The organism is Mesorhizobium shonense, assembly GCF_040545255.1.
GTDB classification, from domain to species: Bacteria; Pseudomonadota; Alphaproteobacteria; order Rhizobiales; family Rhizobiaceae; genus Mesorhizobium; species Mesorhizobium shonense.
Genome location: NZ_JBEPLM010000002.1, coordinates 123,284 through 148,874, shown reverse-complemented (window position 1 = coordinate 148,874; position 25,591 = coordinate 123,284). Strand labels below are relative to the sequence as shown.

At 64.7% G+C, this 25,591-nt stretch carries 28 protein-coding genes; 15 read left to right on the top strand and 13 right to left on the bottom strand.

What is annotated here, in order from left to right:
* The first annotated feature begins 30 nt into the window (after window positions 1-30).
* The 5 genes from ABID26_RS06175 to ABID26_RS06155 all read left to right on the top strand — a co-directional run bounded on the left by ABID26_RS06175 (window position 31) and on the right by ABID26_RS06155 (window position 3,507).
* Window positions 31-516: a MaoC family dehydratase gene (locus ABID26_RS06175; RefSeq protein WP_435528558.1), complete on the top strand. Its 486-nt coding sequence runs from the start codon at window positions 31-33 to the stop codon at window positions 514-516.
* Complete coding sequence (locus ABID26_RS06170) at window positions 513-1,580, top strand: phosphotransferase (RefSeq protein WP_292299761.1); 1,068 nt, start codon at window positions 513-515, stop codon at window positions 1,578-1,580. Before ABID26_RS06175 ends, ABID26_RS06170 begins: the two co-directional genes overlap by 4 nt.
* Window positions 1,581-1,583: 3 nt before the next feature.
* Window positions 1,584-2,360: an SDR family NAD(P)-dependent oxidoreductase gene (locus tag ABID26_RS06165; protein ID WP_292339058.1), complete on the top strand. Its 777-nt coding sequence runs from the start codon at window positions 1,584-1,586 to the stop codon at window positions 2,358-2,360.
* A 91-nt stretch (window positions 2,361-2,451) separates the two neighbouring features.
* Window positions 2,452-3,096 carry a TetR/AcrR family transcriptional regulator gene (locus ABID26_RS06160; RefSeq protein ID WP_292299757.1) on the top strand — a complete coding sequence of 215 codons (645 nt, stop codon included), beginning with the start codon at window positions 2,452-2,454 and terminating at the stop codon, window positions 3,094-3,096.
* Between the two features lie 174 nt (window positions 3,097-3,270).
* Entirely contained in the window at window positions 3,271-3,507 is a 237-nt protein-coding gene (locus ABID26_RS06155; protein WP_292299755.1) for a DUF680 domain-containing protein, read from the top strand.
* Between the two features lie 79 nt (window positions 3,508-3,586).
* Here ABID26_RS06155 and ABID26_RS06150 read toward each other — a convergent pair whose 3' ends face one another.
* The 6 genes from ABID26_RS06150 to ABID26_RS06125 form a co-directional block, all read right to left on the bottom strand.
* Window positions 3,587-3,811 carry a hypothetical protein gene (locus ABID26_RS06150; RefSeq protein ID WP_126092088.1) on the bottom strand — a complete coding sequence of 75 codons (225 nt, stop codon included), beginning with the start codon at window positions 3,809-3,811 and terminating at the stop codon, window positions 3,587-3,589.
* Between the two features lie 89 nt (window positions 3,812-3,900).
* Window positions 3,901-4,485 carry a sarcosine oxidase subunit gamma gene (locus ABID26_RS06145; protein WP_292299753.1) on the bottom strand — a complete coding sequence of 195 codons (585 nt, stop codon included), beginning with the start codon at window positions 4,483-4,485 and terminating at the stop codon, window positions 3,901-3,903.
* The gene (locus tag ABID26_RS06140; RefSeq protein ID WP_292299751.1) at window positions 4,478-7,486 is read right to left on the bottom strand and encodes a sarcosine oxidase subunit alpha; all 3,009 of its coding nucleotides are present in this window, start codon (window positions 7,484-7,486) and stop codon (window positions 4,478-4,480) included. The genes ABID26_RS06145 and ABID26_RS06140 overlap by 8 nt, the downstream gene beginning before the upstream one ends.
* The gene (locus ABID26_RS06135) at window positions 7,483-7,779 is read right to left on the bottom strand and encodes a sarcosine oxidase subunit delta (RefSeq protein WP_067325793.1); all 297 of its coding nucleotides are present in this window, start codon (window positions 7,777-7,779) and stop codon (window positions 7,483-7,485) included. The genes ABID26_RS06140 and ABID26_RS06135 overlap by 4 nt, the downstream gene beginning before the upstream one ends.
* The gene (locus tag ABID26_RS06130) at window positions 7,779-8,162 is read right to left on the bottom strand and encodes a hypothetical protein (protein WP_354414492.1); all 384 of its coding nucleotides are present in this window, start codon (window positions 8,160-8,162) and stop codon (window positions 7,779-7,781) included. The genes ABID26_RS06135 and ABID26_RS06130 overlap by 1 nt, the downstream gene beginning before the upstream one ends.
* 9 nt (window positions 8,163-8,171) lie before the next feature.
* Entirely contained in the window at window positions 8,172-9,425 is a 1,254-nt protein-coding gene (locus ABID26_RS06125) for a sarcosine oxidase subunit beta (RefSeq protein WP_292299749.1), read from the bottom strand.
* 198 nt (window positions 9,426-9,623) lie between these two features.
* Between ABID26_RS06125 and ABID26_RS06120 the strand changes: the two genes are divergently transcribed.
* The 7 genes from ABID26_RS06120 (at window position 9,624) to ABID26_RS06090 (ending at window position 15,178) form a co-directional block, all read left to right on the top strand.
* A complete protein-coding gene (locus ABID26_RS06120) occupies window positions 9,624-9,992 on the top strand; it encodes a YrdB family protein (protein WP_292299748.1) in 369 nt (122 codons plus the stop codon).
* Window positions 9,993-10,094: 102 nt separating this feature from the next.
* Window positions 10,095-10,853 (top strand): SDR family oxidoreductase, encoded by a 759-nt coding sequence (locus ABID26_RS06115; protein WP_126097988.1) that lies wholly within the window; start codon window positions 10,095-10,097, stop codon window positions 10,851-10,853.
* A 109-nt stretch (window positions 10,854-10,962) separates the two neighbouring features.
* Window positions 10,963-11,349, top strand: a complete 387-nt coding sequence (locus ABID26_RS06110) for an SET domain-containing protein (protein ID WP_292299747.1) — start codon at window positions 10,963-10,965, stop codon at window positions 11,347-11,349.
* A 178-nt stretch (window positions 11,350-11,527) separates the two neighbouring features.
* Window positions 11,528-11,794, top strand: coding sequence for a 30S ribosomal protein S21 (gene rpsU / locus ABID26_RS06105; RefSeq protein ID WP_027165252.1), 267 nt, complete (start codon window positions 11,528-11,530; stop codon window positions 11,792-11,794).
* Window positions 11,795-11,926: 132 nt separating this feature from the next.
* Window positions 11,927-12,778, top strand: a complete 852-nt coding sequence (locus ABID26_RS06100) for a tetratricopeptide repeat protein (RefSeq protein ID WP_126097986.1) — start codon at window positions 11,927-11,929, stop codon at window positions 12,776-12,778.
* A gap of 202 nt (window positions 12,779-12,980) precedes the next feature.
* A complete protein-coding gene (locus ABID26_RS06095) occupies window positions 12,981-13,457 on the top strand; it encodes a DUF992 domain-containing protein (RefSeq protein ID WP_354414488.1) in 477 nt (158 codons plus the stop codon).
* Window positions 13,458-13,750: 293 nt separating this feature from the next.
* Window positions 13,751-15,178, top strand: a complete 1,428-nt coding sequence (locus tag ABID26_RS06090) for an MFS transporter (RefSeq protein ID WP_292299792.1) — start codon at window positions 13,751-13,753, stop codon at window positions 15,176-15,178.
* Window positions 15,179-15,277: 99 nt separating this feature from the next.
* On the opposite strand, the gene coaBC is transcribed toward ABID26_RS06090, so the two are convergent.
* The 3 genes from coaBC to ubiE all read right to left on the bottom strand — a co-directional run bounded on the left by coaBC (window position 15,278) and on the right by ubiE (window position 19,194).
* Window positions 15,278-16,750: a bifunctional phosphopantothenoylcysteine decarboxylase/phosphopantothenate--cysteine ligase CoaBC gene (gene coaBC, locus ABID26_RS06085; RefSeq protein WP_292299746.1), complete on the bottom strand. Its 1,473-nt coding sequence runs from the start codon at window positions 16,748-16,750 to the stop codon at window positions 15,278-15,280.
* 79 nt (window positions 16,751-16,829) lie between these two features.
* Entirely contained in the window at window positions 16,830-18,404 is a 1,575-nt protein-coding gene (gene ubiB, locus ABID26_RS06080) for a 2-polyprenylphenol 6-hydroxylase (protein WP_292299745.1), read from the bottom strand.
* A gap of 13 nt (window positions 18,405-18,417) precedes the next feature.
* Complete coding sequence (gene ubiE / locus ABID26_RS06075) at window positions 18,418-19,194, bottom strand: bifunctional demethylmenaquinone methyltransferase/2-methoxy-6-polyprenyl-1,4-benzoquinol methylase UbiE (RefSeq protein WP_292299744.1); 777 nt, start codon at window positions 19,192-19,194, stop codon at window positions 18,418-18,420.
* Window positions 19,195-19,362: 168 nt separating this feature from the next.
* Between ubiE and ABID26_RS06070 the strand changes: the two genes are divergently transcribed.
* From ABID26_RS06070 to ABID26_RS06060, 3 genes are all read left to right on the top strand, one after another.
* On the top strand, window positions 19,363-20,337 hold the full coding sequence (locus tag ABID26_RS06070; RefSeq protein ID WP_292299743.1) for an adenosine deaminase: 975 nt from the start codon (window positions 19,363-19,365) through the stop codon (window positions 20,335-20,337).
* Window positions 20,338-20,491: 154 nt separating this feature from the next.
* Window positions 20,492-21,121 carry a uracil phosphoribosyltransferase gene (gene upp, locus ABID26_RS06065; protein ID WP_059184513.1) on the top strand — a complete coding sequence of 210 codons (630 nt, stop codon included), beginning with the start codon at window positions 20,492-20,494 and terminating at the stop codon, window positions 21,119-21,121.
* Between the two features lie 105 nt (window positions 21,122-21,226).
* Window positions 21,227-21,793: a TIGR02281 family clan AA aspartic protease gene (locus ABID26_RS06060; RefSeq protein ID WP_126097981.1), complete on the top strand. Its 567-nt coding sequence runs from the start codon at window positions 21,227-21,229 to the stop codon at window positions 21,791-21,793.
* A gap of 223 nt (window positions 21,794-22,016) precedes the next feature.
* Here ABID26_RS06060 and deoA read toward each other — a convergent pair whose 3' ends face one another.
* Genes deoA through ABID26_RS06040 form a run of 4 tightly spaced genes read right to left on the bottom strand, consistent with a single transcriptional unit; the run spans window position 22,017 to window position 25,590 of the window.
* Window positions 22,017-23,333: a thymidine phosphorylase gene (deoA, locus tag ABID26_RS06055; protein ID WP_292299742.1), complete on the bottom strand. Its 1,317-nt coding sequence runs from the start codon at window positions 23,331-23,333 to the stop codon at window positions 22,017-22,019.
* Window positions 23,333-24,139, bottom strand: coding sequence for a purine-nucleoside phosphorylase (locus ABID26_RS06050; RefSeq protein ID WP_292299741.1), 807 nt, complete (start codon window positions 24,137-24,139; stop codon window positions 23,333-23,335). Before ABID26_RS06050 ends, deoA begins: the two co-directional genes overlap by 1 nt.
* A 30-nt stretch (window positions 24,140-24,169) precedes the next feature.
* Window positions 24,170-24,562 (bottom strand): cytidine deaminase, encoded by a 393-nt coding sequence (gene cdd, locus ABID26_RS06045; protein ID WP_292299740.1) that lies wholly within the window; start codon window positions 24,560-24,562, stop codon window positions 24,170-24,172.
* Between the two features lie 56 nt (window positions 24,563-24,618).
* Window positions 24,619-25,590: an ABC transporter permease gene (locus ABID26_RS06040; protein WP_126097977.1), complete on the bottom strand. Its 972-nt coding sequence runs from the start codon at window positions 25,588-25,590 to the stop codon at window positions 24,619-24,621.
* Window position 25,591 lies beyond the last annotated feature (1 nt).

Here is a 25,591-nt window from a genome sequence, read left to right as displayed (position 1 = left end):
GAATCGCGGTCCGGGCGGGGTGCGGAGGACATCAGGGTGGAACCGATCAGTCTCGATACGCTTCTGGCCAGCGTCGGCAAGGAAGTCGGCGTGTCGCCCTGGCGAACGGTCACGCAGCGCATGATCGACCAGTTCGCCGACGCCACCGACGACCACCAGTTCATCCATTGCGATCCCGAGCGTGCCGCGCGCGAAACGCCGTTCGGCGGCACCATCGCGCATGGTTTTCTGTCGCTGTCGCTTTTGTCGGCGATGACTTTCGAGACCATGCCGCCGATCGAAAACACCAAGATGGGTGTCAATCACGGTTTCGACACGCTGCGTTTCCTGGCGCCGGTCAAGACGGGCTCGCGCATCCGCACCCATTTCGTGCTGGCCGACGTCAAGGTGCGGTCGTCCGGCTGGGTGCAGACGGCGCACGACGTGACCATCGAGATCGAGGGATCGAAGAAGCCGGCGCTCACCGCGCGCTGGCTGACCCTGACGCTGATCGAGCGCCAGCCAGAGACCGCATGAGCGACGGTGCCAACGTGCTAGATCGGGCAGCGCTTGCGCTCTACCTCGAAGCGCATATCCCGGGTTTTGCCGGCCTTTCCGCGATCGAGAAATTCAAATCCGGGCAATCGAACCCGACCTATCTGCTCACCGCCGCCAGCGGCCGCTACGTGCTGCGCGCCAAGCCGCCGGGACAATTGCTGAAATCCGCGCACCAGGTCGATCGCGAATTCCGGGTCATGCAGGCGCTTGGCGCGACCGCCGTGCCGGTGCCGCGCATGCTGCATCTGTCCGGCGAGGATTCCCCGATCGGCCGCATGTTCTACGTCATGGAGTTCCTCGACGGCCGCATCTTCTGGGATCCGTCATTGCCGGACGCAGCCGACCCCAACAAATCCAGCAATGACGAGCGCACTGCTGTCTACGACGCCATGAATGCGACGCTTGCCGCATTGCACGACGTCGATGTCGAGGCCGTGGACTTAAGCGATTTCGGCAAGCCCGGCAGCTATTTCGAGCGCCAGTTCGCCCGCTGGACCAGCCAGTATCGCGCCTCCGAAACGGAAGAGATCGCCGCCATGGATCGGCTGATTGCCTGGTTGGAGACGCATATGCCGACCGATGACGGCCGGGTCTCTCTGGTGCATGGCGACTACCGGCTGGACAACATGATCTTCGCCAAGGACGAGCCGCGAGTGATCGCCGTGCTCGACTGGGAGCTGTCGACGCTCGGCCATCCCTTTGCCGACCTTGCCTATCAGTGCATGCAGTGGCGGCTGCCGCATGCTTCCGGCTTTCGCGGTCTCGGCGGCCTCGACCGCGCCATGCTCGGCCTGCCCTCCGAGGAAGCCTATGTCGCCGCCTATTGCCGCCGGCGTGGGATCGAGGGCATCGGCAATTGGACGTTCTTCCTCGCCTTCTCCTTCTTCCGGCTGGCGGCGATCTGCCAGGGTGTCTATCGTCGCGCGCTCGACGGCAACGCCTCCAATCCGGAGAAGGCCAGGACCTATGGCGAGGCAGTGAAGCTGCTTGCCGCGCTCGCGGTGGAGCTGATCGACAGCAAGATTTTGACAACGGAGCGTTGAGCGATGGGCCGTTTCGAAGGAGCCACGGTGCTGATAACCGGTGCGACCGGCGGGCTCGGCAGCGGCGCGGCCAAAGCCTTCGCCACTGAGGGCGCGCGGCTGGTCCTTTCCGATCTCGACGAAGCGGCACTCGGCGATTTCGCGGCGACGCTAGGCGCCGAGACCGCGCTTCTTGCCGGCAACATTGCCGACGAAAAGCTCTCGGAGGATCTGGTGAAGCTGGCGTTGCAAAAATTCGGCCGGCTGGACATTGCCGTCAACAATGCCGGGATCGTGCACGCCTTCGTGCGGTTGCCGCAGGTGACATCGCAGGAAGCGCGCCGGGTGCTCGAGGTCGATCTGCTCGGCGTCTTCTACGCCATGAAGCACCAGATCCCGCAGATGGAGCGCCAGTTCAGGGAAAGCGGCAAGGGCGGCGCCATCGTCAACGTCGCCTCGGTGGCCGGTCTCTCCGGCGCGCCGATGCTGTCGGTCTACGCTGCTGCCAAGCATGGCGTGATGGGACTGACACGGTCGGCGGCGGTCGAATATGCCAGCAAGGGAATACGCATCAACGCCGTCTGTCCGGCCCACACCAGGACGGCGATGGTCGACGGCTTCGTGCGTTCCACCGGCGCGCCGGAGGCGGAAGCGCTGGCGGAGTTGACCCGCGGTGTGCCGATGAAGCGGGTCGGCGAGGTCGCTGAGATCGTAAACGGCATCCTTTATCTCGCCGATCCCGCCAACTCCTTCATGACCGGACATTCGCTGGCGCTCGACGGCGGTATTGGCGCCATTTGAGCGGACGTTACGGAACCGGCCTGCGCTCTTGTCCGTTGCCGTACAGCGTATATAATTTTGTAAGGCAACCAACCACAAAGGCAGGCGGACATTGGCGCTGAGCGTTCAGAAACGCCGCGAAAAACAAAAAGCCGAACTTCGTTCCGAGCTGGTCGACGCGGCCCACAAGCTCGTCCAGGAAGAGGGCTACGAAGGGCTTACCATCCGCAAGCTGGCCAAGCGGGTCGGCTACGCGCCGATGTCGGTCTATTCCTATTTCGCCGACAAGCAGGACATCCTGTTCGCGCTGGCCGAGGATGCCTTCGAGACGCTTGCCCGGCGCATCGAGGAGCATCCCGCCGATGACCCGATCGAGGCGCTGCGGGCGGTAATGACCGAATATGCCGCCTTCGGCCTCGGCAACCCCAATGAATATCGCACCGTGTTCATGACCGAGAAGACCAAGCTGCCGGAAGGCCGCAGTTACGAGGAGATGGAAGAGGGCAACCCGGCGATGAAGGTGCTGATCAAAAGGGTCGAGGCATGCGTCGCCGCCGGCAAGCTCAAGGGCGACCCCCGCGCCATCGCCACCATGCTGTGGACGGTCGGCCACGGCACGATCTCGCTGCTGATCACCTTTCCCTTCTATCCCTTCGGCGACCCCCAGGCCTATGTGAAGCGGATGTGCGACTTCATGCTGGCCTCCCTGTCGGCGCAGGACATTCCCCCGCTCACCGAAACACCCGTCAACTGCTGACCGGTTGTCCCGCCGTTTTTCCGCTGCGCCAATCGTTTGATTCGCGGCGGCGAATTCCTACGTTCAAGAAAATTTGTCGTACGCGTACAAATTCCCCCTTGAATTCAGCTTTCGTTAACCGTATGTGTACGTCGTATCGTACACGTACGGAAGAAGATTTGCTGGAGACGGAAGATGAAAAAGACAATCCTCACTCTCGCCACCGTGCTGGCCTTCTCGGGTGCCGCTTTCGCCGGTGCGAGCCAGCCGGCCAAGCACGCTCCCGCGGCCTGCGCTCAGACCCATACCAATGTGACGCTCGACTGCACGGCGACCGGTTCGGTCGAAAAGGCCGACACCAGCAAGACCCAAACGACCAACGGCCCGCGACTCGGTATCGACGTGGACCCGTGGTTCGTTCCCGGCCTCTAAACCTGCAAAACTGGAAACGAAAACGGGCGGCATTCGGCCGCCCGTTTTCGTTTATACCGGCGCTCTCGAAGCGAACGTTTTATCTCTTGCGCTGTTTCTGTCGCGACACTGTCTTGGCTTTGGCCGGCTTCGCAGGCGCGCCCGTAATCGAAGTGCTGGTGATCGAAACAGGATCGCTGGCCGGGAATGTGTCCTCGAGGCCTTCCTCAAGTTCCTCATCCTCGATGTCGTGATGCTGCTCCCGCTCCAGTGAACGGACCGCCGCGGTCTTCTTGGGCGACTTCGGCGCTGATTTGGATAGCATCGGCCTTCTCCCTCGCTAGTCGCAAACAACGGGGACGGATCGGCGATGGTTCCTGCGACGCCGCCTCCGGTTAACGGCGGTCAGGAAAATCAGTTCGCCGCGTCGCTTGCCGCTTCCGACAGCAAAGTAAAGACATAGTCCGAGAAGGAACGCCAGCACTCCACCCGGAATGCATCCGCCGCGGTGCGCAACAGCACGATCTCGGACTTGCCGAGAATGGTGCGCGAACCCACCCCGACCGGGAATGCCTCGAGCGACAGGTCCTGCGGGCAGCCCGAATTGACCGTCACGGCAGCGGCTGGCCCGGCGACCGAGATCGCGACATTGCGATGCGAGATGCCGACCGCCGAATGCAGCGCCGACACCTTGGCGCAATCGGCAAGCGGATCCTTGCCGGCCTCGTCGATGATCAGCCACTCGTCCGGCCCGAGCCACAGAGCGGTGCGCCCGCCCTTCGCGGCCGAGGTTTTCGGTTTCGCCGGCAGCGTCACGCCGAGCGCCTTGGAGAGCGCGGCGATGGAAGCCTGCGGCGCGCGAAGCGAGATGCGTTCGGCCGGAGGCAGGATCTCGACCTTGACGCCCGGCGCCGACAGCGCGCGGCCGGCAAGCGCCGGACGCCGCTCGACGGAGCCGGAAGCCGCGGCGGCTTTTGTCTTGGCGGCAGCCTTAGCCATTGAGGCGTTCTCCCTTCTCGTCGACGAACACCATGCCGGTGACCTCTACCTCGATCGTGCCGTTCGGCATCGGCACGTAGAGCGTCTGACCCAGGCGGTCGCGGCCGCCGGCGACCAGCGCCAGCGCGATCGAGCGCCCGCAATTCTCCGACCAGTAGCTGGAGGTGACGTGGCCGATCATCTTCATCGGGATCGCCTGCTTCGGATCGTCGACGATCTGCGCCCCCTCTTCCAGCACGACCTTCGGGTCCTTGGTCTTCAGGCCGACGAGCTGCTTGCGGCCCTTGGCGACGAGGTCTGCACGCGCCATGCCGCGGATGCCGACGAAGTCGGTCTTCTTCTTGCCGACCGCCCAGTCGAGCCCGGCGTCGTTCGGCGTCACCGTGCCGTCGGTGTCCTGGCCGACGATGATGTAGCCCTTCTCGGCGCGCAGCACGTGCATGGTTTCGGTGCCGTAGGCGGTCGCGCCATGCTTCTGGCCTTCGGCCCACAGCGCTTCCCAGACCGCCTCGCCATAATCGGCCGGCACATTGACTTCGAATCCGCGCTCGCCGGTGAAGGACATACGGAACAGCCTGGTCGGCACGCCGCAGATCTTGCCCTCACGCACCGACATATGCGGCAGCGCCTCGTCCGACATGTCGATGCCTTCGACCAGCGGCGCGATGATGTCCCGCGACTTCGGCCCCTGCACCGCGATCACCGCCCATTGTTCGGTGATCGAGGTCAGCCACACGTTGAGGTGAGGGAACTCGGTCTGGAGGTAGTCCTCCATGTGATGCATGACGCGCGGCGCGCCGCCGGTAGTGGTCGTCACATGGAAGCGGTCCGGCGCCAGCCTGCCGACGACGCCGTCGTCATAGATGAAGCCGTCCTCGCGCAGCATGATGCCGTAGCGGCAGCGGCCGGGCTCCAGCTTCTCCCACGGGTTGGTGTAGAGCAGCTCCATGAACTTCGCCGCGTCCGGCCCGACCACCTCGATCTTGCCGAGCGTCGAGGCGTCGAACAGGCCGGCCGTCTTGCGCACCGTCACGCATTCGCGATTGACGGCGGCATGCATGTCCTCGCCGGTTTTGGGGAAATACCAGGCGCGCTTCCACTGGCCGACATCCTCGAACACGGCGCCTTTGGCGGCCGCCCAGCCATGGGTCGCCGTGCGGCGCGTCGGGTCGAAAAGCGGACCCCGCGCGTGTCCGACGATCGAGCCGAAGGTGACCGGCGTATAGGGCGCGCGGAAGGTGGTGAGGCCGACCTGCGGGATCGGCTTGCCGAGCGTCTCGGCCGCGATCGCCAGACCGTGCATGTTCGACGTCTTGCCCTGGTCGGTCGCCATGCCGTTGGTGGTGAAGCGCTTGACATGCTCGATCGAGTGCATGCCCTCATGCACCGCCTGGCGGATGTCCTTGGCGGTGACGTCGTTCTGGAAATCGACGAACGCCTTGACGGTGGTGTCTGGTCCGGCGCCGGGCGCGGCGCCCAGCATGCCGCGCGACCAGCTCTCGCTGGCATCGACCTTCGGCTTGGCGCTCTTGCCCGTCTTGACGCTGGAATCCTTGCCGCCGGCGTCCTTCGCCGCCTTGGCGCCAGCCGCGTAGGCCTCGTCGATGGTTGCGGAGAGCCCGTCCGTGCCGTTGCAGGCGCCGACCGAGACGCAGTCCTGCGCATAGGTTCCCGGCACGAAGCGCCGCGTCTCCTCGTTGAAGGCGACCTTGCCGCGCGACTGCGAGAAGAGATGCACCGACGGCGTCCATCCCGCCGACATCAGGATGGCATCGACGGGAATCGTGCGCTCGCCGCCGCCGGTCTTCGGCTGCACGGTCATCGACGAGACGCGCAGCTTGCCGCCGGCGCTGACCACCGCGCGGCCGAAATTGATCTCGATGCCGAGGCCTCTCGCCTCGTCGATCACCGGGCCGGACGGATTGTCGCGCAGGTCGACGATTGCCGCGACATTGACGCCGGCCTTCTTCAGGTCGATCGCGGCCGCGTAAGCCGAGTCGTTCGCCGTATAGATGCCGACATTCCTACCGACGGCGACGCCATAGTGGTTGAGATAGGTGCGCGCGGCCGATGCCAGCATGACGCCCGGACGGTCGTTGTTGGCGAACACCATGTGCCGCTCGATGGCGCCGGTCGCGAGCACTACGCGCTTGGCGCGGACCTGCCACAGGCGCTCGCGCGCCATCTCCCGGCCAGGAGCCTTGAGATGGTCGCTGACCCGCTCGACCAGGCCGACAAAATTCTGCGCGTAATACCCAAAAGCGGTCGTGCGCGGCAGCACGCGGACATTGTCCATCGCCTTCAGCTTGGCGATCGCACTTTGAGCCCAGGCATAGCCGTTCTCGCCGTCTATTTTTGCGCCGCTCTCGAAGCGCAGGCTGCCGCCGAATTCGGCCTGCTCGTCGGCGAGGATCACCCTGACACCGGTTTCGGCAGCGGCAAGTGCTGAGGCAATGCCGGCAGCACCGCCGCCCAGCACCAGCACCTCGCAATGCGCGTAGCGCGCGGCATAATGGTCAGGGTCCGGCCGGTCCGGAGAAACGCCAAGCCCGGCCGCGGCGCGGATCTTCGGCTCGTAGAGGCTCTTCCAGGCCGACTTCGGCCACATGAACGTCTTGTAGTAGAAACCGGCCGAGAACAGCGGTGAGGCCATGTCGTTGACCGCGCCGACGTCGAAGGCGAGCGAGGGCCAGCGGTTCTGCGAATGGGCAGTGAGGCCGTCATAGAGCTCCTGCACGGTCGCCCGCACATTCGGCGTCTTGCGCGCGTCGTCGCGAACGATCTGAACCAGCGCGTTCGGCTCTTCCGCGCCGGCCGACAGGAAGCCGCGCGGCCGGTGGTATTTGAAGGAACGGCCGACCAGATGCACGCCGTTGGCAAGCAGCGCCGAGGCGAGCGTGTCGCCCTCGATGCCGATATACGACTTGCCGTCGAAGCTGAAGGAGGCGGTCTTGGCCTGCTTCAGGCGCCCGGCGCCGGAGATGCGGAAGGCGGCGTTCATTTCGAGGCTCCAGGCAACTTCGCGGGCTTCGGCTCGCCGGCCTTGTAGGTCATGACGAACTTGTCGGTGACGGTATCGCGCACGGCGTTGAAGAAGCGCGCGCAGCCGTGGATGTGCCGCCAGCGCTCATAGATGACGCCTTTCGGGTTCGAGCGGATGAAGAAGAATTTCTCGAAATCGTCGTCGCTCTCGGCGGCAATGTTGGTCGGGCGCGCGATATGCGCCTCGCCGGCATTGCGGAACTCGAGTTCCGGGCGCTCTTCCTCGCAATAGGGACAGCGGATGAGAAGCATCAATCGACTTTCTTTGATTCGGTCGAACCGCCACGCGCAGAGCCGTCATGCCTGCCACGGTTGGTCACGACATTTCCTTCGGAAGGGCGGTCTTCAACAAGCAATCCTATCGGACGCAAAATCGCTTTGGCTCGATCGACATCCGCCTGTGTTCGAGGTCCGGAGAAAGTTCTTTCGAGCATTTTCGGTATGGCAAACGCCCACACGCAGAAGGCAGTTGGTACCCCGACAATTGCAAACATGGCCAACATGACGGGATCGACTCCGTTGGCCTCGTACCCGACCATTCGAACCAAAATCTCCCTGACCACCAAGAGCGTGAACAGCATCGTGACGCCCAGTAGGCCCAATCCGAAAAGCATGGTGTGGGTCTTGCGCGTCATTGCCGGTGCTCAGTGCGCCACCGCGGCCGCGGCCGCTTCGTCGATGAGACGGCCGGTGCGGAAGCGCTCGAGCGTAAAGGGCGCATTGATCGGGTGCGGATCATCCTTCGCGATTGTGTGCGCGAAGACGTTGCCCGATCCCGGTGTCGCCTTGAAGCCGCCCGTGCCCCAGCCGCAATTGACGTAGAGGCCCTTGACAGGCGTCTTGGCCAGGATCGGCGAGCGGTCTGGCGTCACGTCGACGATGCCGCCCCAGGAGCGCAGCATCTTCATGCGGGTGAAGATCGGGAACATCTCGCAGATGGCGTCGAGCGTATGCTGCAATATGTGCAGGCCGCCGGTCTGCGAATAGGAGATATACTGGTCGGTGCCGGCGCCGATGACCAGCTCGCCCTTGTCGGACTGCGAGATATAGGCGTGCACCGTGTTCGACATGATCACGCAAGGCACCACCGGCTTGACCGGCTCCGACACCAGCGCCTGCAGCGGATAGCTTTCGAGCGGCATGCGCACGCCGGCCATATCCATGATCACCGACGAATGACCGGCGGCGACAACGCCGACCTTCTTGGCGCCGATGAAACCGCGCGTCGTCTCGACGCCGGTGACGGCGCCATTGGCCGCGCGCTTGACGCCGGTGACCTCGCAATTCTGGATGATGTGCACGCCGCGCGCCGAGGCGCCGCGCGCATAGCCCCAGGCGACCGCATCGTGCCGCGCCGTGCCGCCGCGCCGCTGCAGCGCGGCGCCCATCACCGGGTAGCGCGCCTCCTTGGCGATGTTGAGCGGCGGGCAGAATTCCTTCGCCTGCTCCGGCGTCAGCCACTCATTGTCGATGCCGTTGAGCCGGTTGGCATGGATGTGGCGCTTGAACACCTGCACGTCATGGACGTTGTGCGCCAGCATCATGACGCCGCGCGCCGAATACATGACATTGTAGTTGAGCTCCTGGCTGAGCCCATCCCACAGCTTCAGCGCATGGTCGTAGATGCCGGCGCTCTCGTCATAGAGGTAGTTGGAGCGGATGATGGTGGTGTTGCGGCCGGTGTTGCCGCCGCCGAGCCAGCCCTTCTCCAGCACCGCGACATTGGTGATGCCGTGCTCGGTCGCCAGATAATAGGCGGTCGCCAGGCCATGGCCGCCGGCGCCCACGATGATGACGTCGTATTCCTTCTTCGGCTCGGGCGAGGTCCACTGCTCTTCCCAGCCCTTGTGGCCGCGCATCGCCTCGCGGGCAATGGCGAATACCGAGTATTTCTTCACGTTATAGCCTCGCGCCAAAAATCGCGGATGTCGTCCGCCCGTCACGGGAGGTGTATCACTAGCGAAACCGCGCTGCCATCCTTGCGCTGTTTGCGACGGCGCTTGCCGTTTTGCGCCGCGGTCAAAATGATGCATCCGATCTGGCTTCCGTGGCTGTCTTCGGCGACACTTCCTGTCGCGTGACGCTGGAGGATGATGATGGGTAACGCCTGGTGGAATCTGACCCTGCGCTTTCTGCTGGAACTTGCAGCATTGCTTGGTCTTGGCATGGCCGGCTGGAGCTTTCCGGTCGAGTTCTGGCGCTGGGTTCTCGCCATCGCCCTGCCGCTCATCGCTGCTGTGTTATGGGGCACCTTCGCCGTGCTCGATGATCCTAGCCGATCGGGCCGGGCCCCGGTGCCGGTGTCAGGCGCCGTCAGGCTGGTGCTGGAACTTGTCATACTGTTCGGCGGCGCCGCTGGATTCTATCTGGCCGGTCATACGGCTACGGGCATTGTCATGGCTCTGCTGATTGCCCTCAGCTACGCCTTCTCGCCGGACCGACTGAATTGGCTGTTGCGGCAGTAGGGCAACAGCGGTCTTTGCGGGTTTCGGGTGGCCGCGACCATCCTCATTTGCGACCAGCATCCGCCCGCCGGCAAGACCGGCACAGAGGAAGGATGAGGAAAAATGTTCGCGCTCACCAACAAAGTCGCCATCGTCACCGGGGCCAGTTCCGGCATCGGCCGCGCCACCGCCAGGCTGTTCGCCGAGCAAGGCGCCAGCCTCGTCGTCGCGGCGCGCCGCCGGGCTGAGCTGGATATGCTGGTTGCCGAGATCGAGGACGCCAATGGCACTGCTGTCGCCCTTGCTGGCGACGTTAGGGAGGAAGCGTACGCAAAAGCCCTCGTCGATCTGGCGGTTGACAGGCTCGGCGGTCTCGACATCGCCTTCAACAATGTCGGCGCCGTCGGCCAGATGGGATCGATTTCCGACCTGTCGCTGGAGGGATGGCGCGAGACGCTCGACACCAATCTGACAAGCGCGTTTCTCGGCGCGAAATACCAGGTGCCGGCAATGATCGAGCGGGGTGGCGGCTCGCTGATCTTCACATCCACCTTTGTCGGCCACACGGTCGGCATGCCCGGCATGACGAGCTACGCGGCGAGCAAGGCCGGCCTGATCGGATTGACGCAGGTGCTCGCTGCCGAATATGGCCCGCAAGCCATTCGCGTCAACGCGCTCCTGCCGGGCGGCACCGACACGCCTGCGGCGACATTCAAGACGCCCGAATCGCGGACATTCGTCGAAAACCTGCATGCCTTAAAGCGTGTGGCCCAGCCGGAAGAGATCGCCCGTTCGGCGCTCTACCTCGCCTCCGACGCCTCGAGCTTCACCACCGGCACGGCGCTGTTTGCCGATGGCGGCGTGTCGATCAACCGGACATGATCCGGTTGGCCCGCAGGCAGCCATCCTCATCCGCTGAAATATTGCGATGCGGCCTTGCATTCCGGTCCGATTTGACGATTTGGTTTCCCGTCAAAAACGGACCGGACCGATGCTGCTGATCAAAACCTATGTCGCCAAGAGCGCCATCGAAGGCGTCGGTGTTTTCGCCGCCGAACCGGTCAGGAAGGGCGCCTCGATCTGGCGGCTCGACCCGGATTTCGATCGGCTGATCCCGATGGAGAAATACGAGGCGGCGCCGCCGCATCTCAGGGAACTGCTCGACCGCTACGCCTATCCGAGCCCCGACAAGCCCGGTTTCATGGTCTATGAGGTCGACAATGGCCGCTTCATGAACCATTCCGAGCGGCCGAACACGGATTTCTCGCAATATGGCGGCGCCACCGCCATCCGCGACATTGCGGCGGGCGAGGAAATCACCTGCGACTATGGCGAGTTTTTCGAGGATTTCGCCCGTCTCCATTTGGCAACGGCATGAGCGCCGGGCAGGCGGGCGCAGCGCATCGGCTTTTGATCGCGGTTTCCTGCAATCAACGGTGGACAGCACGGCCTGATTCTGCTATCAGCCGCCACAATTCGCGGTGCAACCCGCCGCGGAGGCACAATGGCTATGGTCGTTTGCCTTATTGATTTCAAACCGGAAGACAGGATTGCACGTGCAGGTACTCGTCCGCGACAACAACGTTGATCAGGCGCTTCGCGCGCTGAAGAAGAAGATGCAGCGCGAAGGTATTTTCCGCGAAATGAAGATGCGCGGTCACTACGAGAAGCCGTCCGAGAAGCGTGCCCGTGAAAAGGCTGAAGCCGTGCGCCGCGCCCGCAAGCTGGCCCGCAAGCGCGCTCAGCGCGAAGGCCTGCTGCCGATGACCCCGCGCCCGGCTCCGGCTGGTGCTGCCGGCGCATCGCGCTCGCCGCGCTCATAACGCCAATTTTTCGTCCTTTTCGAAGGATACCGAGGGTGGCGCGATGCGGAATCGCCGCCACCTTTTTGTTTATGCATTCGAGCCGGTTCGGAGAGGGAACGGACTGACGGCGCCGCGGCAGTGAGGACAAAGATGAACGCAATTTCCGTGGAGCGCAGAACCGCTTTTCGCGGCTTCGCCCTGACGGCGGCCCTGCTTTCGGGCCTGACGCTCGCAGCATGCCAGACGACCCCGACTGGCGAATTCAGCTCAATCGACAAGGCGCAAGGGTCGACCGAGAACATCTCCTCGCTATCGGCGGTCATCCAGCGTAACCCGCAGGATCCCGAAGGCTACAATGTGCGCGGCTCGGCCTACGGCCGTGGCGGCCAGTACCAGGCGGCGCTGAAGGACTTCGACACGGCGATCCAGCTCAACCCGAATTTCTACCAGGCCTATTCGAACCGGGCGCTCATCCAACGCTTCCTCGGCAACCAGCAAGCAGCGCTTGCCGACTACAACCGCTCGATCCAGATCAACGCGAATTACGACGCCGCCTATATCGGCCGCGGCAATCTCTACCGCAAGGGTGGCCGCACCCAGGATGCCTTCAACGACTTCCAGAAGGCGATCCAGCTCGATACGACCGACGCCCGCGCCTACCACAATCGCGGCCTGATCTATCAGAGCCAGGGCCAGCACAAATTCGCCATCGAGGATTTCTCGACCGCGATCTCGCTGGCGCCGGACGCCGCCGAGCCCTACAACGGCCGCGGCCTCTCCTATCTGGCGACCGGCGACGAGGACAACGCCTTCTCCGATTTCAACATGGCCATCAAGCTCGACGGCAAGAACGCGGAGGCCTGGGCCAACCAGGCGCTGATCTATGAAAAGCGCGGCGACAAGGTAAGGGCAGCCAAGTCCTACCGTGAGGCTGTCCACCTCGACCCGAACTACCAGCCGGCCAAGGACGGCCTGTCGCGCACCTCCGGCAGCGCCAGCTGATCGGAGGCTGACGCTGGATGTGCGGCACGCTCCCGGTCGTCGCCGGCGATCGCAGTGTTGCGGCGCTGAGACGCCGGTTGCGATCCGTTAACCGCCCGGCGCAATGCGTCATCCCTTGCCACGCTCGCGCCAAGTTTTCAGCGGAACGCTCCACGCACCTCGACCGTTAACCGAGGCCAATTTTCGCGAAAGGACCTTTCCAATGATCAAAACACTTGCCTGTGCCGCCGCCGCGCTTGCCGCCACGGTCCTCGCTTCTCCAGTCAACGCCGGCACGCTCCGGCTCGGCACGCTCGATTGCACCATCGACGGGGGTACCGGCTATGTTATCACCTCCAACAAAGGCGTCTCCTGCGTCTTCCGCCCCTCCCATCACGGTCCGGCCGAGATCTACACGGGCATGATCTCCAAGCTGGGCGTCGATGTCGGCCAGACGCATCAGGGCCAGCTTGTCTGGACGGTTCTCGCCGCAACCCGCAGCCATGACGCGGGCGATCTCGCCGGCAGCTATTACGGCGTCAACGCCGAGGCGAGCGTCGTGACCGGCGGCGGCGCCAATCTCCTGGTCGGCGGCCTGGACGGCGCCTTCATGCTGGAGCCGCTCAGCGTCCAGGCCCAGACTGGCGTCAATCTGGCCGTCACCGTGGCCTCGCTGGACCTCGTCCACTCCTACAAGTGAAGCTTTCGATCGGCCGTTCGGTCAGAACGGATGCGGCTCGGGACACTCGTTCCGGGCCGTATTCTTTTTGGCGCGCTGATCGCTTGTGCTTGAATTCGCGACTCTGTGCGCAGCCGCGATATCGCTGAAAAAAGCCTCTTGAGCTCAACCTCGCTTGAGGTTCTACAAGCCATGCCGAACTGGATCTGGCGCCTCCTTCAAACGCGAATGAGGATGCGAATGGCATCAGGGAGATCGGCGTGACGGCAGCAAGCGGCAACAAGGCGGGCGGCAACAAGGTGGCCCGCAACAGGGTGGCCCGTAACAAGGTGGATTGGCGGACGCTGTGGGCAAGCGGCGACCTGGCGCGCTTCTGCTTCATCAGCCTGGGCATCCTGCTGCATGCCACCAACGAGACGATGGTGGCGACGGTGATGCCGGCCATGGTCGGCGATCTGGCCGGCGTGCAACTGGTCGGCTGGTCGCTGGCCATCTATGAGCTCGGCGCCATTGTCGCGGGTGCGGCGGCCGGCCGGCTGGTGAGCTATGTCGCGCTGCGCTCCAACATGATGGTCGCCGCCCTCCTCTACGCGGCCGGGGCGCTGATCTGCGCCGCGGCGCCTTCCATGCCTGTGTTCCTCGCCGGGCGCCTGGTCGAGGGCCTCGGTGGCGGCGCGCTGGTGTCGCTGGCCTTCGTCTCGGTCGAGCGCCTGTTTGCACGCAACATCTGGCCGCAGCTCTTCGGCATCATGTCGGCCATCTGGGGCGTCGCCGCCTTCAGCGGACCGATGCTCGGCGCTGTTATGACCGAGTTCCTGTCGTGGCGCTGGGCCTTCGGCGTCTTCACGTTCGGCGGCGCGGCGATGGCGCTGGCAAGCTTCATCGTGCTCGACACGCCCGAGGCGACGAAGCCGCAGGCGGGCAACGGCACTGCGCCGCCCTTCCCCTATGCCGCACTTGCCTGTCTCGCCATCAGCGTGGTGCTGATCGCCGCCGCCGGCGTCGACATTGCCTTGCTGCGCTCGTCGCTGCTGCTCCTCGTCGGCCTGATCGGCCTGGCGCTGTTCTTCCGCATCGATGCGCTGAGGCCGCGCTCGCGCCTCTTCCCGTCGCCTTTGTTCTCATGGCGCTCGCCGCTTGGCAGCGGCATGACCATGGTTGCGGCATTCTCGGTGGCCACCTGCACCTTCACCATCTACGGGCCGCTGCTTCTGACCACGCTTCACGGCATCCCGATCCTGACCACCGGCTACTTCATTGCCGCCGAATCGATCGCCTGGTCGATCCTGTCGATCCTCATCGCCAATGCGCCGCTGGAACGCGAACGGCTGATCATCGTCATCGGCGCGCTGATGATCGCCTCCGGCCTCGCCGGCTTCGCCTACACCATCCCGTCGGGCTCGATCCCGCTGATCCTGTTCTGCGCCCTGCTGCAGGGCGGCGGTTTCGGCGTCTGCTGGCCGTTCCTCACACGCGTCATCGTCGCCTCGGCCCGCGAGGGCGAGCAGACGATCGCGTCGGCCGCCGTGCCGACCATGCAGCGCATCGGCTATGCGGTGGGCGCAGCCCTTGCCGGCATCGTCGCCAACGCCAGCGGTTTTTCCGAAGGCCTGAACCGCGAAGCGGCCGCGGGCGTGGCCGGCTGGCTGTTCCTGGCCTTCGTGCCGCTTGGGGTCCTGGGCTGCATCGCCGCGCTGCGGATCGCGTTGCCGGCTCTCCGGCCCCAGCAAGCGACCGGCTAAAGCATGTCTCCCGAAAGTGGGACCGGTTTCGGGACAAAGACATGCGTAAAATCAAAAGCCTAAAGCGCACGGAGCGAATCTGAAAGATCGCGACGCGCTTTAGACCACGATCGTCTTCAGCCGCTCGGCAATCAAGGCGGCAAGCCGCGCCGCCACCTCGTCCTTGCCCATCTCCGGCCATTCCTCGACGCCGGAGCGCGAGACGATGCGCACCTTGTTGCGGTCGCCGCCCATCACGCCGGACGGGCCGATACCGCTCTCGTGCGAGACATCGTTTGCGACGATGAAATCGGCGCCCTTTTTCTTCAGCTTCGCCTCGGCGTTGCTGATGAGATCCTGCGTCTCGGCGGCGAAGCCGATGACGAGGCCCGGCCGCTGCTTGTGATGGCCGACTCCCGCGAGGATGTCGGGATTCTCGACCATTTTGAGCGACGGCGGCCCCTCGCCCGCCACCTTCTTGATCTTCTCGCCGGCCGCATTGGCCGTGCGCCAGTCGGCGACCGCGGCAACGAAAACTGCAGCGTCCGCCGGCAAAAGGTGCTCGACCACGTCCTTCATCTCGGCCGCGGTCTCGACATGCGTGGTCGTAACCCCGGCCGGATCGGCGATGTTGACCGGCCCGGATACGAGCCGGACGTCGGCGCCAAGCTTCGCCAGCGCCGCCGCGATCGCATGGCCCTGCTTGCCGGAGGAGCGGTTGGCGATGTAGCGCACCGGGTCGATCGGCTCATGCGTCGGCCCCGAGGTGACGATGATCCTGCGGCCGGCAAGCGGCTTCGGCTTCTCGTCGAGCATGATCTCGATCGCGGCCACGATCTCCAGCGGCTCGGCCATGCGGCCCTCGCCGGCCTCGTTGCTTTCCGCCATCTCGCCTTTGGCCGGGCCGACAAAGGCGATGCCATCCTTCTGCAGCGTTGTCCGGTTGCGGCGCGTCGCTGGGTGCGACCACATTTTCGGGTTCATCGCCGGCGCCATCAGCACCTTCTTGTCGGTGGCCAGGAGCACCGTCGAGGCAAGGTCATTGGCATGGCCGTTGGCGAGTTTCGCCAGCAGATCGGCGGTGGCCGGCGCCACGACCAGCAGATCTGCCTCGCGCGACAGCCTTATATGGCCGACATCATGCTCGTCATTGCGATCGAAAAGATCAGTGAACACGTGGTCGGCTGAAAGCGCGCCGACCGACAACGTGGTGACGAACTCCTGCGCGGCGGCCGTCATCACCGCCCGGACTGAAGCGCCGCGCTCGCGCAGGCGCCGGATCAGGTCGAGCGATTTATAGGCGGCGATGCCGCCGCCGATGATGAGCAGGATGCGCTTGCCCGAGAGGGTTATGCGCCCCCCCAAAGCTTGGTCGCGCCGCGCAATGTCAAAACCGCCATGCGGCTCGACTACGCTTCGGATGGTCGCGTAAAGAGTCTCGCCCTCGGGCGCGGTCGCCGCTCCTGCGGGCAGAACGGTTTTGCCAAGGATGTCGCGCGCCTCTTCTTCCATCGAGACGCCGCGCGCTGCCGCACGCTCGCGCAATCTCTGCTTCACGTCGTCCGCTAGATTACGGACAGTAATCGTGCCCATGATCCCGCTCCTAGCCGTCGATGGCCAAAGGCATTGTTGCCTGCAATGCTAGCAAACGGGGAGCTAGCACTGCAAGCAGTCAGAGCAGCTTCCACGCAATGTAGATCAGCGTCAGTGCGATCACCCACAGCGCCATGCGGCCTGAGCGCGTATGGCGCGCCTCGGCCTTGCCGATGGCGTGCGCGGTCGCCTCGTCGAAGCGAAGGCCATGCTCGGCCATCAGGTCGATCTCGCGCGACAGCCGCTCGGTGCGGGCCGCAATATCCGGCGCCTGCCTCGCCAAAGCCACCAGCGCCTTGCCGGCGTCGCGTGCGTCGCCAAGCATTCCGCGCGGGCCGAGATTGCTGGCGATCCAGTCGCTGACCACGGGCTCCGACGTCTTCCACATGTTGAAGGCCGGATCGAGCGTGCGGGCGACACCCTCGACCACCACCATCGTCTTCTGCAGCAGCACCAGTTCGGTCCGTGTCGCCATGTCGAAAAGGTCGGTGACTTCGAACAACAGCGTCAGAAGCTTGGCCATCGAGATGGTCTCGGCCGACTGGCCGTGGATCGGCTCGCCGATGGCGCGGATCGCCTGCGCGAAGGCCGAGACATTGTGCCGGCGCGGCACGTAGCCGGCCTCGAAATGCACCTCGGCGACGCGGCGGTAGTCACGCACGATGAAGCCGTAGAGGATCTCGGCGAGAAAGCGCCGCTCCTTCTTTCCGAGCCGGCCGGCGATGCCGAGATCGACAGCAACGATGGTGCCGTCCGGCTCTACGAAAAGGTTGCCGGGATGCATGTCGGCATGGAAGAAGCCGTCACGCAGTGTGTGCCTGAGGAACGACTGGATGAGGTTGGCGGCGATCGCCTTGAGGTCGTGGCCGGCGGCGGCAAGGCCGGCGAGATCGTTCATCTTGACGCCGTCGATCCACTCCATGGTGATTACATCGCGACCGGTCCTTTCCCAGTCGACAGCGGGCACGCGGAAGCCCGGATCGTCCTTGGTGTTCTCGCCGAGCTCGGAAAATGCCGCCGCCTCGAGCCGCATATCCATCTCGATCTTGGTGGTCTGCGCCAGCGTCTCGGTCACCTCGACCGGACGCAGGCGACGTGACGAAGGGATGTATTTTTCCTGCAGGCGGGCGGCGAGGAAATAACTTTCGAGATCGTGGAAGAAGTGGCGACGCACCCCCGGCCGGATCACCTTCACCGCCACACGCGAAATCATTCCGTCGCGAACGACTTCGGCGCTGTGCACCTGGGCGATCGAAGCGGCCGCCACCGGCTCGCCAAGGCTGGCATAGAGATCGTCGATCCTGCGCCCGAGCGAGGCCTCGATCGCCGCGATCGCCTCCGCCTTCGGGAAGGTGTGCATCTTGTCCTGCAGCAGGGCGAGGTCGACCGCCATGTCGTTGCCGACGACGTCGGGTCGCGTCGCGAGGAACTGGCCGAGCTTGACGTAGGATGGGCCCAACCGCACCACCGCCTGCGCCAGCCGGTCGCCGCGCAGATGCTTTCTCGCGCGGCGGCGGGTAAGCACGCGCGCCAGCTGCCAGCCGAGCTTTGGCATGCCGGAAAGCTCTTCGCCGGGCAGCGCCGCGACGACGCCCTCGCGGACCAGCACCCAGCCGGCTCGCATGAGCCTGAAACCAGCGCCGACGGTGGTCATCGCTGCGCTTGCCTCAAAGCTTCCAGCCCGAATGAAGCGCGGCGATGCCGCCCGAATAGTTGCGGAAAGTGACGCGATCGAACCCTGCCCGCGTGATCATGGCGGCAAAATTCTGCTGGTTGGGGAATTTGCGGATCGATTCCACCAGGTAGGAATAGGGTTCGCCGTCGCCGGTCACCGCCCTGCCGATTCTGGGAATGGCGTTGAAGGACCAGGCCTCGTAGGCCTTGTCGAGCAGCGGCATGTCGACCTCGGAAAATTCCAGGCAAAGGAACCGCCCGCCGCGCCTCAGCACGCGAAAAGCCTCGCTCAGAGCCACATCGATGCGCGGCACGTTGCGGATACCGAATGCGATCGTATAGGCGTCGAAAATGTCGTCCTCGAAGGGCAGCGCCTCGGCATTGGCCTCGACGAAATCGGTGTTTTCCTGGAGGTTTTTCTTCTCGGCCCTGTCGCGGCCGACTTCGAGCATCGAGCCGTTGATGTCGAGCACCGTGGCGTGCGCGTGGCGGTGGCTGGCCTCGATGATGCGGAAGGCGATGTCGCCCGTGCCGCCGGCGACGTCGAGCACCTTCCAGCCCGACCGCTTTGGCGGATTGAGCCAGGCGACCATCGCGTCCTTCCATAACCGGTGCAACCCGCCCGACATCAGATCGTTCATGAGGTCGTATCGATTGGCCACCTTATGGAAGACATCGTTGACCAGGGACTGCTTGTCGCCTGCGCCCACCCTCCTGAAACCATAGGAGGTTTCCATGCCGCCCGCGGCCGTGGTTCTCTCAACTGACATTATTTTGATCCGCCATAAAACCGGCGGGACCATAGCCGATCGATGGGGCTGGCGCTATTGTCCAAGGCGCGGTTTTCGGCCGCGCCTTGGAGACGGGTTCGGGCAGGATCTCGCATGATTTTCCGCCCGGAATCGGCGCGAGGACAAAATACCGGACGGGATGGCCGCATGATTTTGAAAGCCGAATTGCACTGCCACATCGAAGGGGCAGCGGCGCCCGACCTTGTCGTCAGCCAGGCCCGCAGATACGGCAAGGACCCCTCGCCCTATATCCAGGACGGTTCCTTCGTCTGGCACGATTTCAGCTCTTTCCTCGCGGCCTATGACTTTGCCTCCGACCTGTTCCGCACCGAGGAGGACTACGCCCGGCTGACCGATCATTATCTCACCAGCCTCGCCCGCGACGGCGCCATCTATTCCGAGGTCTTCACCTCGCCGGATCATGCCAGGAAGGCCGGTCTCTCGCCCAAGGCCTACACGGACGCGCTTGGCGAAGGCATGGTCCGCGCCAAGGCAAGGACCGGCATCGAAGGCCGCATGATCGTCACCGGCGTGCGTCATGTCGGCGTCGAGGCGATCGAGCAGGCGGCACGCTTCGCGGCGCGCTGCCGCCATCCGCTGGTGACCGGCTTCGGCGTTGCCGGCGACGAGCGCATCGGCGATTTCGAGGACTATGTGCGGGCATTCGAGATCGCGCGAGAGGCAGGCCTCGGCATCACCATCCACGCCGGCGAATTGATGGGCTGGGAAAGTGTCAAGGCAGCGCTCGACCATATCCGCCCGTCGCGCATCGGCCATGGCGTGCGCGCCATCGAGAACCCCGACCTCGTTCGCCGCATTGCCGCCGAGGGCGTGGTGCTGGAATGCTGCCCCGGCTCCAACATTGCGCTCAAAGTGTTCGACAGTTTCGCCGACCATCCTTTCCCGGCATTGCGCGCCGCCGGCTGCAAGATGACGCTCAACTCCGACGATCCGCCCTATTTCTGGACCTCGCTGAAGCGCGAATACGACATTGCCGCCGAGCATTTCGCGATGGACGACAAGGCGCTCACCGCCGTCACCAGAACGGCCATCGAAGCGGCCTTCGTCGACCGGAAGACCAAGGCGATGCTGCTAGGCCGGTTGGACGTGAAGGTGCGGTGAGTAGGAAGTAGTGAGTAGTCGGCAGTGATTGATTTGGCGGGGTGCGCATCGCGCGGTTGAAGGTTGGCGCTTTCCCTCAGTCAGGGACTCGCAAATCGGCTCACTATTCACTACTCACTATTCACTACCCACTGCGAACCAGTCGGAGCACATCATGCAGGGCGTCACCGTCGTCGACCACCCCCTTGTCCAGCACAAGCTGACCATCATGCGCAAGAAGGAAACCTCGACGGCCGGCTTCCGGCGGCTGCTGCGCGAGATCTCGTTGCTTCTGGGCTATGAGGTCACCCGCAATCTCGAACTGACCACAACCACCATCGAGACGCCGATCGAGGAAATGGAAGCGCCGACGCTGGAGGGCAAGAAGCTGGTTTTCGCCTCGGTGCTGCGGGCCGGCAACGGCCTGCTCGAAGGCCTGCTCGACCTGGTGCCGGCGGCGCGCGTCGCCCATATCGGCCTCTACCGCGACCACGAGACGCTGGAGGCGATCGAGTATTTCTTCAAGGCGCCGAGCGACCTTGCCGACCGTCTGGTGATCGTCGTCGACCCGATGCTGGCGACGGCGAATTCCGCGATTGCGGCGATCGACAAGCTGAAGGGGCGCGGCGCCACCAACATCCGCTTCCTCTGCCTGTTGGCGGCGCCCGAAGGCATCGAGCGCTTCACCAAGGCACATCCGGATGTCCCGATCTTCACCGCCTCGATCGATCGCCAGCTAAACGAAAAGGGCTATATCATGCCTGGCCTTGGCGACGCCGGCGACCGCATGTACGGGACCAAGTGAGCGTTTTCTTTACCGCTTGTTTACGCAAAGACCACGGTTCCGGCGCCCGTTAAAGCTGAAAACACCATGTCGGCTTAAGGATCGAACCTTCACGAAGGTCGATCCATGCTGCGCAAGCTTCTCCTCCTTGGTGTCTTTGTCGGAAGCTCGGCATCGATCCCGATCGTCTACCAGTCGAACCCGCGGATGGTCGAAAGCCTGCTGAGATCGGCGGTCGCCTCGAAGCCGGCGGCCCCGGAGGTCCAGCCGGACGTCAAACTTGCCTCGGTTCCGGCCAAGCCGGCGACGCCGATGCCGCTCGGCCGCCAGGTGCTGGTCAATGCCGACGAGCGCGGTCATTTCACCTCCGCTTTCAAGCTCAACGGCCGTCAGATCGATGGCATGATCGACACCGGTGCGACGCTGGTCGCCATCAACACATCGACGGCGCGCCGGATCGGCATCTCGCTCAACCAGTCGGATTTCAGTCACCAGGTGAACACCGCGAACGGTGCCATCAAGGCCGCGGTGGTGACCGTCGACCATCTGCAGATCGGCAAGATCTCCGTCGACAACGTCCAGGCGGTGGTGCTCGACGACCGGGCGCTGCAAACCAACCTGATCGGCATGAGCTTCCTGCAGCGGCTGCAGAAATACGAAGTCCAGAACGGCGCGCTGCTGCTCGTGCAGTAGGAATTGCCCCCTGCCTAGGGTGTGTTGAGATTCAGGTCAGGCCGAGCCGAGAACGGTGGTTTCCGAGAACCGGCCTACGCCGGCCGTAGCCTTCATAGAGCGGAGACACTTATGAGAGCTTCGGCCGGCGAAGGCCGGAGCGGAGCGTGCTTGAAGTACGTGAGCACCGGAAGCGCAGGAAGCCGCCGTTCGCAGGCCGGCATCACGTGAATATCAACACATCCTAAAGCGGCAGGATCCGCCTGAGCACCGTCTTCTCGGCGGGCGGCTTCGAGGCGCCGATCGAATAGGCGGAACGCACCGCGGCGGCGGCTGCCTCGGCGTCCGCCTCGGTCCGCGCGTGGACCAGCGCCAGCGGCTCGCCCGCACGCACCTCGGCACCGACCGGCAACAGGCTGGTCAGGCCCACGGCGTGATCGATCCTGTCGTCCGGACGGGTGCGCCCGCCGCCGAGGGCAACGACGGCTAGCCCGATGTCGCGCGTCGCGATGCCGGCGACGAAGCCGTCCGCCGCCGCGTCCACCGCCAATTCGACCCGCGCCTTGGGAAGATATTTTTCCGGGTTCTCGACGAAGTCGGCCGGACCGCCGAGCGCCGTCACCATGCGCGCGAAAACCGCCGCCGCGCGGCCGCCGGCAAGCGTCTCGGCGGCGCGCCTGATCCCGTCCTGGTTGGACGAGGCAATCCCCGCCGACTGCAGCATTTCGGCGGCCAGCGCCAGCGTCACGTCCTCCAGCCGGCGGTCGCGGAAACGGCCGGTCAGGAAATCGACGGCGTTCTTCACCTCGACCGCATTTCCGGCGGCCGAGGCGAGCGGCTCGTTCATGCCGGTCACCAGCGCCGACGCTTTCAGGTCCGCGCCATTGGCGACCTCGACCAGGCTGTTCGCCAGGGCGACCGCATCGCGCGACTTCTCCATGAAGGCGCCGTTGCCGACCTTGACGTCGAGCACCAGCGACCCGAGCCCGGCGGCGAGCTTCTTCGACAGGATCGAGGCCGTGATCAGCGGCACCGACTCGACCGTCCCCGTCACGTCGCGGATGGCATAGAGCCGGCGGTCCGCCGGCGCCAGGTCGGCGGTCTGGCCGATGATGGCGCAGCCGGTTTCCAGCACCGTCTTGCGCAAACGCGCCACATCCGGTTGGCTGGTATAGCCGGGGATGGCATCCATCTTGTCGAGCGTGCCGCCGGTATGGCCGAGACCGCGGCCGGAGATCATCGGCACATAGGCGCCGCAGGCGGCGACGATCGGCGCCAGCATCAGCGAGACGTTGTCGCCCACGCCGCCCGTCGAATGCTTGTCGGTGACCGGGCCCGGCAGATCGGACCAGTCGAGCACATCGCCGGAATCGCGCATGGCGGTGGTCAGCGCCACCGCCTCCTCGCGGCTCATGCCTTTGAGGAACACGGCCATGGCGAAGGCGCCGATCTGGCCCTCCGACAGCGTGCCGGCCGTTATCCCCTCGATGAAGGCCGCGATCTCGGCCGCCGAGAGCTTGTGGCCGTCGCGCTTGCGGCGGATGATTTCCTGGGGGAGCATCAGCTTTCCGGCAAGCCTTGCTCGAAGACGCGCCGCAGGATCGTCGCCAGCCGCGCGCCGCCGACCGGCGCCATGTCCTTGGTTTCCTGGTGCGAGAGTTCCGCCCCGGTCATGCCGGCCGCGAGGTTGGTGATGACCGAGCAGGCGGCGACCCTGAGGCCGAGGAAGCGGGCAAGGATGACTTCCGGCACCGTCGACATGCCGATCGCGTTGGCGCCCATGACGCGCGCCATGCGGATCTCGGCCGGCGTTTCGAAACACGGGCCGGAAAACCACATATAGACGCCCTTGTGCAGCGCCGTGCCGGTCTCCTTCGCCGCCTTCTCGATCGCCTTGCGCAGGCCGGCATCATAGGCCTCGGTGAGACCGACGAAGCGGCGGTCGCTCGGCTCGCCGATCAGCGGGTTGGAGCCGGAGAAGTTGATGTGGTCGGTGATCAGCATCACCGAGCCCGGCCCCATGTCCGGCTCGACCGAGCCGGCGGCGTTGGTGAGGATGAGATGCGAGATGCCGATGCCGGCAAGCACCTCCAGTGCCGGGCGCATCGCGGCCGCGTTGCCGTGCTCGTAGTAATGCGCGCGGCCGGAGAGCATCAGCACCGGCGTACCGGCGAAATGCCCCGCCACCACCTCGCCGGCATGGCCGGAAACGCCGCTGCGCGGGAAGCCCGGCAGCTCCGCATAGGAAATGCGCCTCGCGTCCTCGACCTGGTCGACCAGCCCGCCGAGGCCGGAACCCAGAACAAGCGCCGCGGTCGGGGCCAGCCCGTCCAGCTTCTCGACCAGATGATCCAGCGCTTCCTTCATTTCAACCCGCTCTTCATTTCAAACCGCTCTTCATTTCAAGATGTCGCCCCTGAAGCCGTAAGGCAGCATGTCGCCCATGGTGACCGTCTCGACCACGCCGGTATTGTCGCAGAGATAGAGCTTTGTCTCCGGCCGGCAGAATTCCGCCAGCCTCTGCCGGCAGCCGCCGCAGGGCGAGCATTTGGCCATGCGCTCGGCGATCACCGCGATCTCGGTGATCTTGCCGCCGCCGCCCATGACGTAGTGACCGAGCGCCGTGGTCTCGGCGCACCAGCCCTCGGGATAGGAGGCCACCTCGATGTTGGCGCCGGTGAAGACGCGCCCGTCCTCGGTGCGCAGCGCCGCGCCGACGGGAAACTTGGAATAGGGCGCATAGGCCTTGGCCATCGCCGTCTTCGCCGCCTCGAACAGATCATGCGACATTCAGTTCTTCTCTCCCACGATCTTGTTCAATGCCGGTTGCCGAAGCTACCCGAGCCTCAGCGTTCCTTGACGTAGGGCACGCCGCCGGCGCGCGGCGGGATCGCCTTGCCGATGAAGCCGGCGAGCAGGATGACGGTGAGCACATAGGGCAGCGCCTGCATGAACTGCACCGGCACCTTTCCGATGACCGGCAGCGGCGAGCCCTGCAGGCGGATCGCCGCCGCGTCGAGGAAGCCGAACAAAAGGCAGGCGAACATGGCGTTGACCGGCTTCCACTTGGCGAAGATCAACGCGGCCAGCGCGATGTAGCCCTTGCCCGCGGTCATGTCCTTCACGAAGCCGCCATTCTGCACCATGGAAAGATACGCCCCGGCCACGCCGGTCAGCACGCCGGTGCAGATCAGCGCGCGGTAGCGCAGCCAGGCGACCGAGATGCCGGCCGTGTCGACGGCGGCCGGGTTTTCGCCCACGGCGCGCATCCTGAGGCCGAAGCGGGTGCGAAACAGCACCCACCAGGTGAACGGCACCATCGCGAAGGCGAAGTAGACCAGGATCGAATGACCGGAGATCAGCTCGGCATAGATCGGCCCGAGAATCGGCACGTCGCGGACGGCTTCGGCGCCGGGCCAGGCGATCGCCTCGAACCGCTCGCCCGGCTGCAGCGCCGGCGTACGGCCGCCTTGCTGGAACCAGGCCTGGCCGAGGATGATGGTCGAGCCGGCGGCGACGAAGTTGATGGCGACGCCGGAGACGATCTGGTTGCCGCGATGCGTGATCGAGGCGAAGCCGTGCACCATGGCGAAGGCGACCGAGATCAGGATGGCCATGCCGAGGCCGATGAAGGCCGAATGGAAGACGGAGGCCGCCGCAGCGCCGGCGAAAGCGCCGACCAGCATCTTGCCTTCGAGGCCGATGTCGAAGATGCCGGCCCGCTCGGAATAAAGGCCGGCGAGACAAGCAAGCAGCAGCGGCACCGAGAGGCGGATGGTGGAGTCCAGAACCTGGACGATTGCGTTGAACGTGTCCATC